At 59.5% G+C, this 15,084-nt stretch carries 9 protein-coding genes, 1 tRNA gene and 8 pseudogenes; 8 read left to right on the forward strand and 10 right to left on the reverse strand.

Annotation, left to right across the window (positions count from 1 at the left end; all coding sequences use genetic code 11):
• Positions 1-212: 212 nt before the first annotated feature.
• From RSW2DRAFT_RS17615 to RSW2DRAFT_RS17295, 3 genes and pseudogenes are all read left to right on the forward strand, one after another.
• Positions 213-323: pseudogene (locus RSW2DRAFT_RS17615) on the forward strand (transposase); the annotation flags it as partial.
• A gap of 1,041 nt (positions 324-1,364) precedes the next feature.
• Entirely contained in the window at positions 1,365-2,249 is an 885-nt protein-coding gene (locus RSW2DRAFT_RS16640; RefSeq protein WP_008033123.1) for a transporter substrate-binding domain-containing protein, read from the forward strand.
• Between the two features lie 219 nt (positions 2,250-2,468).
• Complete coding sequence (locus RSW2DRAFT_RS17295; protein ID WP_008033124.1) at positions 2,469-5,033, forward strand: putative bifunctional diguanylate cyclase/phosphodiesterase; 2,565 nt, start codon at positions 2,469-2,471, stop codon at positions 5,031-5,033.
• Positions 5,034-5,322: 289 nt separating this feature from the next.
• Here RSW2DRAFT_RS17295 and RSW2DRAFT_RS18130 read toward each other — a convergent pair.
• The 4 genes and pseudogenes from RSW2DRAFT_RS18130 to RSW2DRAFT_RS18630 all read right to left on the reverse strand — a co-directional run.
• Positions 5,323-5,493 (reverse strand): annotated as a pseudogene (locus RSW2DRAFT_RS18130) (IS5/IS1182 family transposase); the annotation flags it as partial.
• 234 nt (positions 5,494-5,727) lie between these two features.
• On the reverse strand, positions 5,728-6,177 hold the full coding sequence (locus RSW2DRAFT_RS16655) for a hypothetical protein (protein WP_008033126.1): 450 nt from the start codon (positions 6,175-6,177) through the stop codon (positions 5,728-5,730).
• A 262-nt stretch (positions 6,178-6,439) separates the two neighbouring features.
• A pseudogene (locus RSW2DRAFT_RS18625) lies at positions 6,440-7,075 on the reverse strand (hypothetical protein); the annotation flags it as partial.
• A gap of 280 nt (positions 7,076-7,355) precedes the next feature.
• A pseudogene (locus RSW2DRAFT_RS18630) lies at positions 7,356-7,571 on the reverse strand (histidinol dehydrogenase); the annotation flags it as partial.
• Between the two features lie 245 nt (positions 7,572-7,816).
• Between RSW2DRAFT_RS18630 and RSW2DRAFT_RS18635 the strand changes: the two are divergent.
• A pseudogene (locus RSW2DRAFT_RS18635) lies at positions 7,817-8,644 on the forward strand (efflux RND transporter periplasmic adaptor subunit); the annotation flags it as partial.
• A gap of 75 nt (positions 8,645-8,719) precedes the next feature.
• Here RSW2DRAFT_RS18635 and RSW2DRAFT_RS18410 read toward each other — a convergent pair.
• Positions 8,720-9,088: pseudogene (locus RSW2DRAFT_RS18410) on the reverse strand (phage portal protein); the annotation flags it as partial.
• A 269-nt stretch (positions 9,089-9,357) separates the two neighbouring features.
• Here RSW2DRAFT_RS18410 and RSW2DRAFT_RS16675 point away from each other — a divergent pair.
• Positions 9,358-9,972 carry a plasmid pRiA4b ORF-3 family protein gene (locus RSW2DRAFT_RS16675; RefSeq protein ID WP_008033134.1) on the forward strand — a complete coding sequence of 205 codons (615 nt, stop codon included), beginning with the start codon at positions 9,358-9,360 and terminating at the stop codon, positions 9,970-9,972.
• Positions 9,973-9,985: 13 nt separating this feature from the next.
• Here the strand turns inward: RSW2DRAFT_RS16675 and RSW2DRAFT_RS18640 are convergent.
• The 3 genes and pseudogenes from RSW2DRAFT_RS18640 to RSW2DRAFT_RS16685 all read right to left on the reverse strand — a co-directional run.
• Positions 9,986-10,318 (reverse strand): annotated as a pseudogene (locus RSW2DRAFT_RS18640) (terminase gpA endonuclease subunit); the annotation flags it as partial.
• Positions 10,319-10,540: 222 nt separating this feature from the next.
• Positions 10,541-10,732: pseudogene (locus tag RSW2DRAFT_RS18645) on the reverse strand (HNH endonuclease); the annotation flags it as partial.
• Positions 10,719-11,702 (reverse strand): hypothetical protein, encoded by a 984-nt coding sequence (locus tag RSW2DRAFT_RS16685; protein WP_156790778.1) that lies wholly within the window; start codon positions 11,700-11,702, stop codon positions 10,719-10,721. The gene RSW2DRAFT_RS16685 and the pseudogene RSW2DRAFT_RS18645, both read right to left, overlap by 14 nt.
• A 175-nt stretch (positions 11,703-11,877) precedes the next feature.
• Here RSW2DRAFT_RS16685 and RSW2DRAFT_RS16690 point away from each other — a divergent pair, with 175 nt between their 5' ends.
• From RSW2DRAFT_RS16690 to RSW2DRAFT_RS16700, 3 genes are read left to right on the forward strand one after another with little or no spacing between them, the layout of a single operon-like run.
• The gene (locus RSW2DRAFT_RS16690; protein ID WP_008033139.1) at positions 11,878-12,084 is read left to right on the forward strand and encodes a DUF6511 domain-containing protein; all 207 of its coding nucleotides are present in this window, start codon (positions 11,878-11,880) and stop codon (positions 12,082-12,084) included.
• A complete protein-coding gene (locus RSW2DRAFT_RS16695) occupies positions 12,081-12,797 on the forward strand; it encodes a hypothetical protein (RefSeq protein ID WP_008033140.1) in 717 nt (238 codons plus the stop codon). The genes RSW2DRAFT_RS16690 and RSW2DRAFT_RS16695 overlap by 4 nt, the downstream gene beginning before the upstream one ends.
• 4 nt (positions 12,798-12,801) lie before the next feature.
• On the forward strand, positions 12,802-13,842 hold the full coding sequence (locus RSW2DRAFT_RS16700; RefSeq protein ID WP_232209708.1) for a type I restriction enzyme subunit R domain-containing protein: 1,041 nt from the start codon (positions 12,802-12,804) through the stop codon (positions 13,840-13,842).
• A 280-nt stretch (positions 13,843-14,122) separates the two neighbouring features.
• Here RSW2DRAFT_RS16700 and RSW2DRAFT_RS16705 read toward each other — a convergent pair.
• Both RSW2DRAFT_RS16705 and RSW2DRAFT_RS16710 read right to left on the reverse strand, forming a co-directional pair.
• A tRNA-Ser gene (locus RSW2DRAFT_RS16705) sits at positions 14,123-14,212 on the reverse strand.
• A 102-nt stretch (positions 14,213-14,314) separates the two neighbouring features.
• The gene (locus tag RSW2DRAFT_RS16710; protein WP_008033144.1) at positions 14,315-15,034 is read right to left on the reverse strand and encodes an alanyl-tRNA editing protein; all 720 of its coding nucleotides are present in this window, start codon (positions 15,032-15,034) and stop codon (positions 14,315-14,317) included.
• Positions 15,035-15,084 lie beyond the last annotated feature (50 nt).

Raw genomic sequence — 15,084 nt, forward strand, 5'->3', positions numbered from 1 at the left:
GTTAAAGACACCATTTTCTCCACACAGCTCGTCAAGAGACAACTATGGGTTGTCGAGGTGCGCGGTTTCTCAATGTTCCACAAGAAGGGCGGATCCACATCGTGCCGATCGACCGTCCGAAGCGCACAAATTTGCCTCATTCAAAGTGACCTGCCCCCCAGAAGTTCCCTTAGTCTGATGTAGAGTCTGCCCAACCTGAAGGAGCAGACGACATGAGGAAAAGCCGTTTCACCGAGGCGCAGATTGTCGGGATGATCAAAGAGCAAGAGGCTGGGCTGCCGACGGCCGAGCTGTGCCGCAAGCATGGGCTGAGCGCTGGAAGCCGACGCCGTTCGCCTGTGCTTGTGGTCGGCGACAAGCGGTTGACGTAGTTTCACCCGCCCAGACCATCGGCGTTGCCGCGCCAGCAGACCAAGCCTGCAGATCGATCCTCGGCGGCGGCGTTGGCGGCTGCCGCACTGGTGAGGTGACCTGGAAGTGGTTCCGCGGAACACCGACGGAATACCCTGACTTGAAAACTCGAACGCCTCGTCCAACGCCATCAAGGTCCGGACGCCTACTTCCCGGTCGTCCGAGTTGCATTTCGCCGGAATCCAATGCAAATGAAATTAACAGTCCAGCACCGTCAATTGATTGTTGCGCCGCGACGAGGGCCAGAACCTTTGGTCGCGAGCGCCAGATCGTGAACGGTCATCAACTCACCGAGAAAAGTTCATAAATCAGCAACACAGATGCAAGTCGATTCGGCTCTATGGCAGCCTGGCAACCTTCAACCACAGTTGGCTATTCGCCATCGTTGACGCGACGCGCAACCTTGGCGAATGTGCGCGCCCGAGCGTTCAAGACATAGGTGCGAATTTTCCCGCGGGAGGCGAGTTCTTACCGCATTAACTAAACCTAAGCAATTGACAACCATCATTAATGAATTGTTAATCAGTCGGATCGATACAAGTCCGAGAAGCAGATAAAGGCTCACACGTGCATCCGCGTGAACTCACTCATCCGGCACTTGCAGCCACTTCAGTTGCCGAGCGATACGGCTTCATTGCAACGGCTCGGGCCTTTGTGCCACTGGCTGCGAGCATCCAGATCGAAGTTTCTCTCCCTTTATCGCTCGAAGGTGATATCAGGGGGCGCATTCTCGTGAATAACCACAGCCAAACGGTGGATATTGGTCCCGAATAGAGGTTAGCACATTATGTCAACCGAGTGGTTACTCGTTTGGCTGCACGCACGGCGACACAAGGTCGACTCAGACGGCTGGTGTCGAGGCGTAAATGGAGGGGGCGACCAAATCCGCTGCTTGCAAATGTCATAGAAGGATAGGGTGTTGGCGAATCACCTTGTCTCGCTGGAGAGCACGTATGAGACTAGCCACCTTTTTTCGGCAGGGGACGCTGTCTGCGTTGCTGGCCCTCTTTGCCTTTCTTCCAGCCTTCGGGGCAGATCTCGACGAAATCCGGCACATAGGAAAGATTCGGCACATTGGCATTAGATACGCCAACTTCGTTACCGGCGCGGGGGACGGCTTTGACGTCGACTTGATGAAGGGTTTCGCACGCTACATCGGTGTCGACTATGAACTTGTCTATTCCGATTTCTACTCGGTCATCCGGGATACTCTCGGCAAGGACATCGTGAATACGCCGGACGGCCTCGCGCTACAGGGGAATTTTCCTGTCCGGGGAGATGTAATATCGGCCGGCTTCACGCATCTCCCTTGGCGCGAGAAATTCTTGCTTTTCTCAGAGCCGACATTTCCCTCTCAGGTCCTTTTGGTGGCGCCGGCTAATTCCAGGCTGTCGCCGATTCAACCCAGCGGAAACCTCGCGAGCGATATCGCTGCCACCAAGGCATTGATTGGAACGCACAGCCTTCTCGTGATGGAAAAAACGTGCCTCGACCCCTCCGGGTATGGCATCGTCGGCAATGTTGTCGATTTGAGAAAATTAACCTCCAGCACCAATCTCAACGAAATGGTGCCCGCGATGCTGGACGGGACAGCTGACATCGCCCTGCTCGACGTTCCAGATGTAATCCGCGACCTCGACCAATGGTCGGGACAGATCAAGATTCTCGGCCCAATCTCCGAACCTCAGGTCCTTGCAACAGCTTTTCCGAAAGATGCCGAAAATCTTCGCGATGCGTTCAACAACTATCTTCGCCAAATCAAGCAAGACGGAACTTACGACGCATTGGTGGATAAGTATTATCCGGGAGTCCGATCCTTCTTTTCGGACTTCTTCTGAAACGCCATGCTACAGCGATCCGCCACCTCAATGTTCTTACGACATTGGCCAAGCGTAATCGCCTGTGCCCTTGCCGCCGTCCTGCTCATTGCTGCCTGGCAAGTGGCGAGCACAAACGCTCGCTTAGCCGCGGTTTCAAAGGAGCGAGTCATTGAACGGGAGAGAGACCTTGCGTCCAATGTCTCACAGGTTTTCGGTCGTTACCGGAAGGACGCCGAGTTGCTCGCAAGAGCACGGGAAATCGAGAACTATTTTGTGAACCTCGATCTCGGAATGTCGCGCACCTACGGACTGAACCTAAATCTCGAGTTCATCGATTCCTTTCTGAGGGCCCACGTTGGCAGGAGAGGCGAGCGGACAGACACCGCCTTTCGAAGTATCGCTCTGTACGATGAAAAGGGCGAAATTCTGGCTTCGACCAACCCGTCGGCCGCCTGGGTCCCAGTGCGTGCCAACTCTCAAGGTGACACAACTGAGATCGATACCGCGAACCGCACGCTCCGTACTTCTGTCGATGTCCTGGTGAAGGGTAGGTCACGCGGAACGCTTGTGGCGACCGCCGACCTGAGTCGGCTTTCCGTCCCGTTGAGGCCGGTTTTGACAATGGACCACGACCTGCGGTTCGTCGTCTTCAAGTCTGGAGAATTGATCCAGATTGCCACGGGGAATGCCGTAAACAGCTTGGATTTGCGGACGCTGTTATCGGAATTGCCGGACCAGCGCCCATCGATCTTCTCCACTCTCCCACAGAACGGCCAGTTCAGCGACATGTTTCTCGTGGCCGTCGATATCCCCGATTCGCCGTTTTCGCTTTTGACCCTGAAAGAGAAGACTGAGTTATTTTCGGATATAAACAGGGACCACACGGCTGCGTTCCTCGGAGTGCTGGCACTTGTCATTCTTGCGGCGACATTTGTCGTTTTCAGGATGGGCCTGCGGGCCGAGCGGCTGCAAACCATCTATGAGATGGCGCGCAAGCATCAGGCGGCCCTTCAGCATAAGAATGTCGAACTATCGGCCGAAATCTCGCACCGACAGATCGTAGAGCACGACCTGAAGACCAAATCGGAAGAACTTGACCGCACAAACGAGAACCTCAAGATCGCAGCGACAGCCTTCGAATCTCAGGAAGGCATGGCAGTTCTGGACATGGGCGGGCGAATCCTGCGTGTCAACGCGGCGTTGGCACGCCTTATGGGATGCGAACCGAATAGCTTGCTCGGTCGCTTGTTCGAGGAGATGATCGTCGACGAGGAGGCCGGCGGCCTCGGGCTTAACACGGCTCTTCGCGAAGGATGCCCTTGGAAGGGCGATGTCCGCACCAAGGCGGTCTCAGCGGCGGGAGCATCGTTGTGGTTTACCCTATCGCCAGTCATGAGCGACAAGGGGCTACCAACGAGCATGATCGGAACTTTCTACGACGTATCCGATCGGCGCAAGGCCGAACGCCAGATTAAACGCCTGGCGTTCTACGACCAGTTGACAGGATTGCCGAACCGCCATCTAGCGACGGACCGCACCATTCAGGCCATGCGCACGAATGCGCAGTCAGGCGAATTCGGGGCTCTTCTTTTCATCGACCTAGACCAGTTCAAGCGATTGAACGACACACTCGGCCACGATGTGGGTGACAAACTTCTTAAGGCTGTGGCAGACCGCATTTCGCGGCGCCTGGGCGGAGACAGCACAGTCGCCCGCTTTGGTGGAGACGAATTCGTCGTGCTCTTGCCCACCCTCAAGACGGTCATCGAGCGCGATGCGGCCCTATTGGCGGAACATGCGGCGGAGCTGGTCCTGAGGATTTTCAAGCAACCCTTCCAACTCGAAGGCTATGAACACAACTGCTCGACGAGCATCGGCATTGCTCTCTTTTCTGCGCCGCTGGAAACCTTCGACGATATCCTCAAGAGGGCAGACATCGCCATGTACGAAGCGAAAGGCGCCGGCGGCAACGTCATTCGCTTCTTCGATCCAGAAATGCAGCGGGTAGTGCGCGAGGAAGTTTCGTTGGACGCCGATCTTCGGACTGCCGTCGACCGGGGCGAGTTTGAGTTTCACCTGCAACCTCAGATCAACAGGTTCGGCACGGTGGTGGGTGCCGAAGTGCTGCTTCGCTGGCCGCACCCTGTGCGCGGCCTAGTATCCCCCGGAGTCTTCATCCCAATTGCCGAAAAGTCCGGTTTGATCGTACCCTTAGGCAACTGGGTCTTGGATTGTGCGGCTAAGGTGCTGTCGAATTGGGCCGCCAAGGAACTGTTTTCTGACATCAACCTTTCGATCAATGTCAGCGCCAACCAGTTGCATAGTGAGGATTTCGTCGAAACTGTTCTGGGCGCAATTGAAAGGCACGGTGCGCGGCCCAGACGATTGAAACTGGAGATCACCGAAAGTTTGCTGGTCAACAACTTAGATGATGCCATCCGGAAAATGACTGCACTCCAGCAGCACGAAATCCTCTTTTCGCTCGACGATTTTGGAACAGGCTATTCGTCTCTGTCATACTTGAAGCAACTGCCGCTAGATCAGCTCAAGATTGATCGGAGCTTTGTTAGCGATCTCCCGCAGAACAAGAACGATGCGGCGATTGCCGAAATGATCGTTGCCCTTGGGCGAACGCTCGGGCTGCACGTCATCGCCGAAGGTGTTGAGACTGAAGAACAGAAGGGCTTTCTCGAAGGCATCGGATGCGACCAGTTCCAAGGATACCTCTTTGGAGTTCCAATGCCGTTGGACCAATTTGAAGAGTTTGTCAGCGCGCTTGGCTCTGTTTCGCATATGGCCTGAGAGGATTAGTCTTGTTAATCCGGCTTGATAGCAGGAAGTAGGGATGGTTCGATTTGTCTCAAAGTGCCACCAAAGTGAGGGGCCAAATAAGTTGTCGGCTTTGAATAGTTCCCAATCATGTGAAAGGTCAGGGTTTCAGTGTATCTTTGTAGCTGCGGCCTGAAGGGTTTGGCGGTTTTCTGGGGAAGCCCTACAAATATAAGCCCTGTCGCGAAGTCAAAGCAATGCGCGCGTGAGCGCCGCACTTAACCTGATTCTGATCCTGTTCGCCGCCTGATAATCCCCCCCGGATGTCTTGTAAGCCATTGACAACGTAGATCGCCTCGAACTCGGCATTTAGGCTGGCAAGTGCCTCATTCACCACCTGCCTGATCTTGCGCAGAGGATGCCGTGCAGGGATGCGAGCCTCAAGGTCCACATAGCTGAACAACGACCCGCTCGTCTCTTCCACACCACGCATCACAAACCCCACCGCTGTCGTGCAGAGAGTAAACCATTTTCCTCAAATCGCGTCGAGAACCGACTATTTCAGCGGCTTGCTAATGTTTCCCATCCATCGCTACAGGTGAGTCGAGCGACAGTAAATCTGCGCGTCCGATATGGGAGAGAAATCCCCGCTCGTGTTGAAAGTGACAAGATTGATTTCACACATGTCGACAAGCACCCAATCCGGCATGCCATTTGGTACAATCGTTCAATGGATTGGGAAAGAAACAACCTTGGAGGACTGACCACCTCGATCCAGCTGAGCCAACACATTATTGCTTAGGTTTAACATACTTTGGGCCGCTGCCATGCTATCCGTGATGCGGATGACAAGTGGCTTTTTGTCATGCATGATCAACTGAAACGCGCGAGCGGCACGAAATGCCATGCCCCTGCCCGTGACAATGACGACGTCCACGACCCCAACTGCATCATGATAGGCGAATTGGTACAACGCCTTCAGCTTCCGAATTTCCCATAGCCCCGCAAGCGCATCGGTCATGCCGCGAAGGTCAGCAAGAATGCGAAGGTCTGGTGCGAACGCAGGGTCGCGCAAGTAGTCAAGAAATAGTCTCTCAAGTTCCTCGTAGTTTGTTGAACCTTCGATGACGACATGCTTGAGATTGACGGATTTCAAGATTTTGTATCTGGCAGGCATTCCGGACCTCTGATCCACGATTCGACGGGTAACATTACCCTGCACCCGCAATAGAGGCACTAGTGAACGCAATCTTTTAAATTTTCCGCGAAAATTAGCGTGTTTCCCAGATAGGTCAACTCCTTTGGTTCAACGCCTGCGCGGCGCTCCGGACTTCGCAACGTCCGGAATCTGCGCCTCCCGGTCTAAGTTTTCGTCGCAACGAACGCCCGCTTCCCGCCCATAGCAAACTGTTCGACGAGACCGGCGATCGGCTGACCCCCACCCTCACACACACGGAACCACCATTGGGCGGTGCCGCGATGTAGAGGGTCAGCACCCCACCCGTCGCTATACCGAAACTCGCCCCCATGTCGGTCAGCGTCGGCGCGCCGGTGCCGTCGTTCGTGACCAGCTGCCAGCGGGTGTGGGTGCCGCGCTGGAATCCGATGCCGATGCAGTTGATGGCGGCGGCCAGCGTCAGGGTGGTGGCCAGCGCGGCGGTTGATCCGTAAAGGCCGAAGAACCCCATGCCGGTGACTTGCAAGGTCGTCAGCGAAATCCGCGTGACGAAGGTCCAGCCGCCTAGACCGGCTGCGTTGCCGCGCCAGCAGGCCCAACCGGCGGAACGCTGTTCGGCGGCCGAATCCACCACTGCCGCCGAGGTCAAGCGCCAGCGCCGCAAGCTGGCGGCCAGGTTCGTCGCGGCGAGCGTTGGGTGCGAGACGGTCCCGACCGAGGTGATGGGCAGGCCTTCGGTAGTGATCGTGGTGGTAACGGACGGCGACCAGTTGGCAATCCGGTTGACCCCGAAATGCGGCTGCAGCGGGTATTCCCGGCCCGAGGGGCGCTGAACGCCCAGCCACCCGGCCCCCGCGCAATCGCGGGCATAAACGGCCAACTTTTCCGCAGGCGGTGGGTCGTGCCGCCACCAACAATTGGCACCGCCAGCCGCGGTTCGCGCAAGGTATCACCCACGGCGACAACGGCCGCCTCGGTGACATGTTTCAGCTTCGGTTCGGGTGGCTTCCTTGCCGCAGAACCTTGATCACGTTCTCTCCTCGACGGGTGAAGCGCCGGTCTCGGCGCGTCATGACCAAGCCATCGAAGGGCGAAACTATCTCGTGGGGTTCTGTTCCAGCGACTGGCAGGACGACCGCAAGTCGATCACCCTCGGACACCCAATCGCCCACCGTCACATCGAAGACCCGCGCCATTTCCTCGGCATCCTCGCACAGGATGACTTCGGCCAGATCGGCCCAGGCAGCGGCGGCGCTGGCGCGGTTCGGTTCGGGCAGGGCCACGATCAGCTCGGGCACCAGCGCCGTCACCCGCGCAGCCAGCCCGCGGTCCGAGGTCACCAGCCAGACTGGCGAATTGTAGCCATGCTCGGCCTGCCCCACCAGATCGGCGGTAGCCGGCGCGAGGAGCCGAAAGCCGACGTTCGGGAAAGGCGAGGACACCGCCCGCGTCCGGGCGCGCTCGTTCAAGAATGGGAGAGATCGCTTCCCCTTTGCCGCGCAAGACCTATGATAGGCCGACCGGAGCCGGTCTTCTCTGGACCCGGATGTCCGGGGGAATGCACAAGCAACAGGGCAAGACTGGTCTGGCTCCGGACAGGCAAAAGGAAAACCGGATGAAGGTGATCCACCAGATTCTGATGATCGCGGTGATCGGCGCGGTGGCAATCCCGCTTTCGGCGCGGTTTGTGCCGGGAACAAGGCCCTGGCTTGACCAGATCGGGCTTCTGCAGCCGCTGGCAACGCTGGGCTTCGTGCCGGCCGAAGAGGCGGCCGAGCCAGACGGTCGCGGGGGTGGGCCGGGTGTGCCGGTTGTTGCCGGCGAGGTTCGCCATCAGGTGCTGCGCGACGTGGTGGCCGCCATCGGCTCGGCCCGTGGGGTGCAATCGGTCGACCTGTCCTTCGGGGTCACCGGGCGGCTGACTGCCTTGGCGGTGGCGCCGGGCCAGCGGGTCGCGGCGGGCGAGGTGATCGCCGAGCTGGATGCCGAAGCGGCGAGACTGATGGTCGAGCGGGCCCGGCTGGTGCTGGAGGATGCGCAGAAGACCCTCGACCGGTTGGACCAACTGACCCAGTCCGGCGCCACCACCAACCTGCAACGGCAGGATGCAGAACTGGCGCTGCGGACGGCGGATCTGGCGCTGCAATCGGCCGAACGCGATCTGGCCGACCACGAATTGACCGCGCCCATCGCGGGTTATGTTGGCCTGATCGAGCCGCAGGTCGGCGATCTGGTCACGCCCACCACCGTCATCACCCGGATCGAAGACCGCTCCAGCCTGATCGTCGATTTCCGGGTGCCCGAGCGCGTGGCGGCCCGAGTGGCGCCGGGCGACATCGTCTCGGCCGCCCCGATCGCGACCCCCGGACAGGCCGGCGAAGGACGGATCATTGCGGTGGACAACCGGGTGGACGAGACCAGCCGCACCCTGCGCGTGCAGGCCACCATCGGCAATGCCGACGACAGCCTGCGCGCAGGCATCCTCGGCCCGGCGCGGTCGCAGCCGCACAAAGCATTCACCGGCAACGAACATCTCGCGCGCCACCATCGCCTGCAGACCGTAGAAATCGGTCAGCCCGTCCGCATCGGCCTCATCCGTCCAGGCGAGCCAGAGCCGCTGCACCTGGTCGCGCAGAGCCGGATCCTCGATCAGCGACGACGGCTTGATCCCGTCGCCCACCAGGTTCGAGGCAAATGCTTCGCAGGCATTGGCGGCATAACCATTGGTCACCACCAACTCGCGCGACCGCGCCAACAGACGCGGCCCGCCAGAGGCAATCAGCGAGTTGATGTTTTCCAGCGGCGGCTGCCAACCCCGCAACCGGCGCTGCGACATCGCCCCTTCCAGCCGCGCGCGCACAGCGACAGGACCGCCGGTGCCCCTGCGGCGAAAGGCATTCAGCCAACTCATGCGTCACAACCCCTTGGCGGTGATCACGCGCACCTGCCGGATGATCTTGCGGCCCTCGGCAGTCGCGATGTCACGGTCCAGCATCTCGATGGCCCGGTCGATCTCGGCCAGGCTGCGGTAGTCCACGGTCTTGCCGTCGTAGCTCACGCGGGCCACGCCCGAAGACCGTTGCGCGGCAAGCGCATCGCGCCTCGCGCGGAGTTCTGTGATTGTCGCCATGCCGTCTGCCTCCTATTCTGAGGCGATCACGCCCAAATCCTTCCGAGCCCATGACCCAGCAGATTGCCCGTATTCGTATCGACCTCGAGCATCTCGAGCCGCGCATCTGGCGGCGTGTCGAGGTCAGCCTCACAACCAATCTGCGTTCGCTGCATGAGGTGATCCAGGCCGTGATGCCGTGGGAAAACACCCACCTCTATCAGTTCACCATCGGTGATCGGGTTTATGGAGAACCCAGCCCCGAGGACGCAGCGTGGGGCCGCAAGATATATCAGGCCAAAGGCATGCGCCTTGGCACGCTGATCGGCCGTGGGGTCACGAAATTCGTCTATACCTACGATTTCGGTGACGACTGGCAGCACCGGATCACGGTGGAGAGCGTCGGCGTTGCCGATCCGGCGCTCGACTACCCCGTTTTCATCGATGGCGAGCGACGCGCGCCGCCCGAAGACGTCGGCGGTCCGCCCGGCTTCATGGACTTTATCGAAGCCGTCGCGAAACGCAGCCACCCGCAGCATAAGGACATGGTCCGCTGGTATGGCGGCCCCTTCCACCCCACCGATTTCGCCGCGGCGGACATCGCGGCAGGCCTCCGCGCGATTGCAGAGCGCCGCAAGGTCTCGCTCGAAGCCTTCAAGCGCAGCCGCAAAATGCGGCAACGCTGATCGCCGTCCGATGTCACCCCATGTAACTCGACCGCACGGTCTTTCGCCGCGCTGAACTTCGGGGCGTGCGCCGGTTCCCGCTTTGCCCTTCAGACCCTCTGCCACTCTGTTCGATGACCTTGAATTGCCCTTCCAGCTCTAGCCACCGTGCTTCCGGCCAGCGGTCCGCGCCAAGGATCCACGCTGCTGCCCGCGCGTAGATGCGGATATCGAGGGCCTCGTTGCGTTCGCGCAGTTTCTGCCATTCCAGCTTCGAAAACCCGCGCCTGCTTTTGACCGTCACCAACTGTTCGGCAGTCAGTTGCTTCAGCCACTCGCTGTCGGCCCAGTCCGGCAGGTGCACCGTTACGGATGAAATCCCTATTTGGCCGAATGGAACACCTACATAAGCAGCTACCATCGACACCAGGCGCTGCCGCTCTTTCTGGTTCATCTCATCCGGATCGCGCGCCACGATCAGATCAACCAGCATTTTCTGCTCTGCCGTCATCGGCGGCGGATCACCGCGTGCAATGATGCACGGTGACTTCTTGTATCGTTGGAGGTAGCTCATGCCCCATTTTTCGTTGTCAGCCCGCTCGTGACAGTTTGCGCACAGGGCAATGAGGTTTTCGAGCGAATGGTCTTGCGACTTGCTCCATGGAATCACGTGCGCATACTCGAGCGGCAGCGATGTGCAGCAGACAGCGCAATGATGACGAGCCTCGAAGAGCACATCGCGCTTTATTTCGATGGGGATTGAGGGCCTATTCGTCGGCATCGGCCCCCTCCATCACCTCGGCGTCGTCGCTTTCCAGATCCTCTAGCGCGTCGTCCTCATCCGAGATCGGCTCGTCCGCAGGCGCGGCGATCTCGATATGGCGCACGTCCAGCCTGCCGGTGGCGACGTCGGCAATCAGGCGCTCGCGGTATTCGCGGATAAGGTTGATTTCCGAAGTGGTTTCTTCAACCGCCTTATCTAGGTCCTTCGTTTCCTCATGGATGTACTGCACAATCATTTCTTGCTCAGACGCGTCCGGCGAAATTGGCACTTTGAAGCTGCCAAGCATTGAGCGGCTAACTCGATCTCTTGTGCTGCCACGGACGAGTGAATTAACCCAATCGAGATATCCGCGACAGTTCAATATGTGGACGACTAGCGCAGGAGAAAATGCCGGGTCAGGCTTTAAGATACAGACATCTACTGATGTAATCATTCGCACGCCAAGATCAGGTGCTAGACATGCTCTGCTGACTGGATCCCCGAGCCGGCATATCAATATGTCACCTGGCACGAACTCTGTGCAGTTGAGACGTTCAAATGTTTGCTCAGATATGTAGCGGTATCCTTGTTCCTTAAAATAACCGCGACCGATGTTGCCCGTTTGGACTAAGCGAACTCCTGAATCCTCGATGTAGGGCGACTCGATCCAATCGCCGTCCACGAATGTTTTGTAGCCCTGTCGGGCCAATGTCTTAATCGGCCGGACCTCCCAATGGGCCGGAACCTCGGGCATCCAATCGATGCCGGTGGGCTTCATTGGGGCGTCGGAGTTCAGGCCGCGCGTGACCGCCCGGTTGATGATCGCCTGTTTCTGCTCGTTCAAAAGCCCGATTAGCCGCCGCTTGTTGCGGATTAGGCGTCGGAGCTGCACTTCCTTGGCGTGAAGGAAGGCAACCATGCGTTCCTGTTCCTCGCGCGGCGGACAAGGAAACGCGATGTCGAGGAACTCGTCGGGATAGAGCCGCAAGCGCGATGCCCGGATGTGGCATCCGCGTGGAACACTCTGTGCTGTCTGCCGGCAACCCAGCCATGGCTTTGGCTGGTTCGATCCGCACCGCTCGAAGCGGCCCCGGCCATCGGTCTGGTTCTGCTCGATGTCCTGCCAAGGCTACTGGACGCGTTTGGCGCGGGAGCGTGTGGCCATGGTTGACCTGACCGATGAAGAGCGCGCGGCCATCGCCGCCACCATGAAGCGCGTCGCCTTGCTGATGGACGAGATCGGCTGGGCCACCCCTCTGGGTGGTCTGACCGAGGCGCAAGTGCGTGCCCTGATCGAGGAGTCCGTCGAGGGCTTCCGCGAGGCCATGTCCGACATCGCCAAAGCCAATGCGCCAGAGGTGCCGTTTTGACGCTGGACTTCAATCACCGCCCGAGCTTTGCCGACCAGGTCAATGCCGCCGTTGACCTTGCCCTGACTGCCGATCAGGCGACACGCACGCCCCGTGACTATCTGGGCGGGTCGCGCCTTGGCCACGCCTGCGAGCGTGCCTTGCAGTTTGAATTCACGGCCACGCCGAAAGACGAGGGCCAGGACTTCAGCGGCCAGTCGCTGCGCATCTTTGCCATCGGCCATGCTCTGGAGGATTTGGCCGTGGCGTGGCTGCGCGGCGCGGGGTTTGATCTCTACACCCGGAAGGGCAACCAGCCCGATGGCGGCCAGTTCGGCTTTTCGGTCGCGGGCGGGCGCATCCGTGGCCATGTCGATGGCATCATTGCCGCTGGGCCTGAAGGCTTCGGCCTCGCCGTTCCCGCGCTCTGGGAATGCAAGACCATGAACGCCAAGAACTGGCGCGCCTGCGTCAAGGACGGTGTCACGAAATCGAAGCCCGTCTACGCCGCCCAGATCGTCGTCTATCAGGCCTACATGGAAGCCAGTGTGCCCGGCATCAGCGCCGCGCCTGCCGTGTTCACCGCGATCAACAAGGACACGGCCGAGATGCACCATGAGCAGGTGCCCTTCGATGCCGATCTTGCGCAGCGCATGTCGGATCGCGGTGTGCGGATCCTGCAAGCGACCGATGCGGGCGAATTGCTGCCGCGCATTCCCGAGCAGCCAGATTGAAGAGTTGATCCAGAGGGATCCATATCGTTTCCTAATTGTCGCGGACAAATTCCAGACGGGCTACGACGAGCCCCTGCTGCACACGATGTACGTGGATAAAACCCTGTCCGGGGTGAAAGCGGTGCAGACCCTATCGCGGTTGAACCGGGCCCATCCACAGAAGCACGACACCTTCGTTCTCGATTTCATGAATGACTTCGAGGCGATCAAGGCATCTTTCGAGCCGTACTACAGGACCACGATTCTCAGCGAAGAGACAGATCCCAACAAGTTGCACGATCTGAAGGCCTCACTGGACAGTTACCAAGTCTATTCCTGGGAACAGGTTGCGGACTTGGTGGCGCTTTACCTCGGCGGCGCGGACCGGGATAAGCTCGACCCGATACTCGACGCTTGCGTTGCCGTGTACAAGGCAGACCTGGACGAGGACGGACAGGTCAACTTCAAGGGCAAGGCGAAGGCGTTCACCAGGACCTACGGCTTCTTGGCCGCGATCCTTCCTTACAGCAATGCCGATTGGGAGAAGCTGTCAATCTTCCTGAACTTTCTGACGCCGAAGCTGCCGGCCCCCGAGGAGCAGGACCTGTCGAAGGGCATTCTTGAAGCAATCGACATGGACAGCTATCGGGTCGAAGCTCAGGCAACCATGGCCATCGTGCTGCGGGATGCTGATGCTGAAATTGGCCCCGTGCCTACAACCGGGGGCGGTGGCAGACCAGAGCCAGAACTCGATCTGCTGAGCAACATTCTCAAGATTTTCAACGAGATGTTCGGCAATATCGAGTGGAAGGACAAGGATAAGATCGGGAAGGTGATTGCCGAGGAGCTGCCCGCGAAAGTCTCGGCGGACAGAGCGTATCAGAACGCCATGAAGAACTCGGACAAGCAGAACGCCCGGATCGAACACGACAAGGCGCTCGAACGTGCGGTTATAGAGCTGCTCTCCGACCATACCGAGTTGTTCAAGCAGTTTTCCGACAATCCCTCGTTCAAGAAATGGTTGTCCGAAACGATCTTCACTGCGACATATGCCAATGCATCATAGCGGTGCGCCCAAAAAAAGTTCGACGTGAGGGGCAAAAGGAAGCGAAGGGAACCGGGATCGGATAGCGCACTGGCGCGGGATAAAATCATTTATGGACAGATGCTTACAAGCTGTTCACCGTAACGGCAAAGGCAACAGGTCCGGAGAATAACGGCCCAGAGAGAAGGCTTCCGGGCCTCCTGACGATGGTGCCAGTGCTCAGCCCCACCTGCATATCCCCCGAAAACAACGGAAAAATCCGGCCGCTGCCGGATCGGGAGAACGCTTTCGTTGGGGCAAGTGGCGGAGAGAAAGGGATTCGAACCCTTGAGACGGTTCCCCGCCTACACACTTTCCAGGCGTGCGCCTTCGACCACTCGGCCACCTCTCCGTGCCGCGGTGTGTAGCCTGCATCGGGGCGGGGGTGCAAGGGGGGCAGAACGGGAAAAAACGGTTGCAATGAAAACGCCAATTCCCAACGCCGCCAGGCGATTCAGTCCGCCAGCGTCAGGCTGACGCGGCGGTTCTGGCGGCCTTTCTTCTCGATCCGGCCGATCTCGACCCGGCCGATTTCGGCGGTGCGGGCAACATGGGTGCCGCCGCAGGGTTGCAGGTCGATGCGCGCGCCACCCTGGCCGATGCCGATCAGCCGCACCCGGCCCTGCCCGACCGGCGGCATCACCGACAGGGTTTTCACCAGACCGGGATTGGCGGCGAGTTCGGCATCGGTGATCCAGCTTTCGGTCACCGGCAGATCGCGGTCGATCAGCGCGTTCAGGGCGGCATCAAGCGCGGCGATGTCCTCGGGCGGCTCGGGCATGTCGAAATCCAGCCGGCCACGGTCGGCACCGATCTGGCCCCCCGTCACCGGCAGCGGGATCACCACCGACAGAAGGTGAAGCGCGGTATGCACCCGCATGTGACGGTAACGCCTTGTCCAATCAAGGTGCTGCATCACCACGGTGCCGACCGGCGGCAGCGCCAGCGGCTCGGCGGGTACCAGGGCGATATGGTCGCCCTCGGCCTTGATCGCGGTGGCGATGGTAAGGCGCCCGCCCGGCCAGCGCAGCAGACCGCTGTCGCCGGGCTGGCCGCCGCCGGTGGCGTAGAAGATCGAGGCATCCAGCACGATGCCGCCCTCGGCGGTGTGGCCGATCACCTGCGCCTCGGCCTGTTGCAGATAGGGGTCGTCGCGGAACAGCAGGCGGGTCATGGGGTCTTGCGGTCCTTTCGCGGCGCGCGGGCGCCGGGGGCGGCCTCGGC

It is taken from the genome of Rhodobacter ferrooxidans, from assembly GCF_000176015.1.
Taxonomy (GTDB): Bacteria; Pseudomonadota; Alphaproteobacteria; order Rhodobacterales; family Rhodobacteraceae; genus Pseudorhodobacter_B; species Pseudorhodobacter_B ferrooxidans.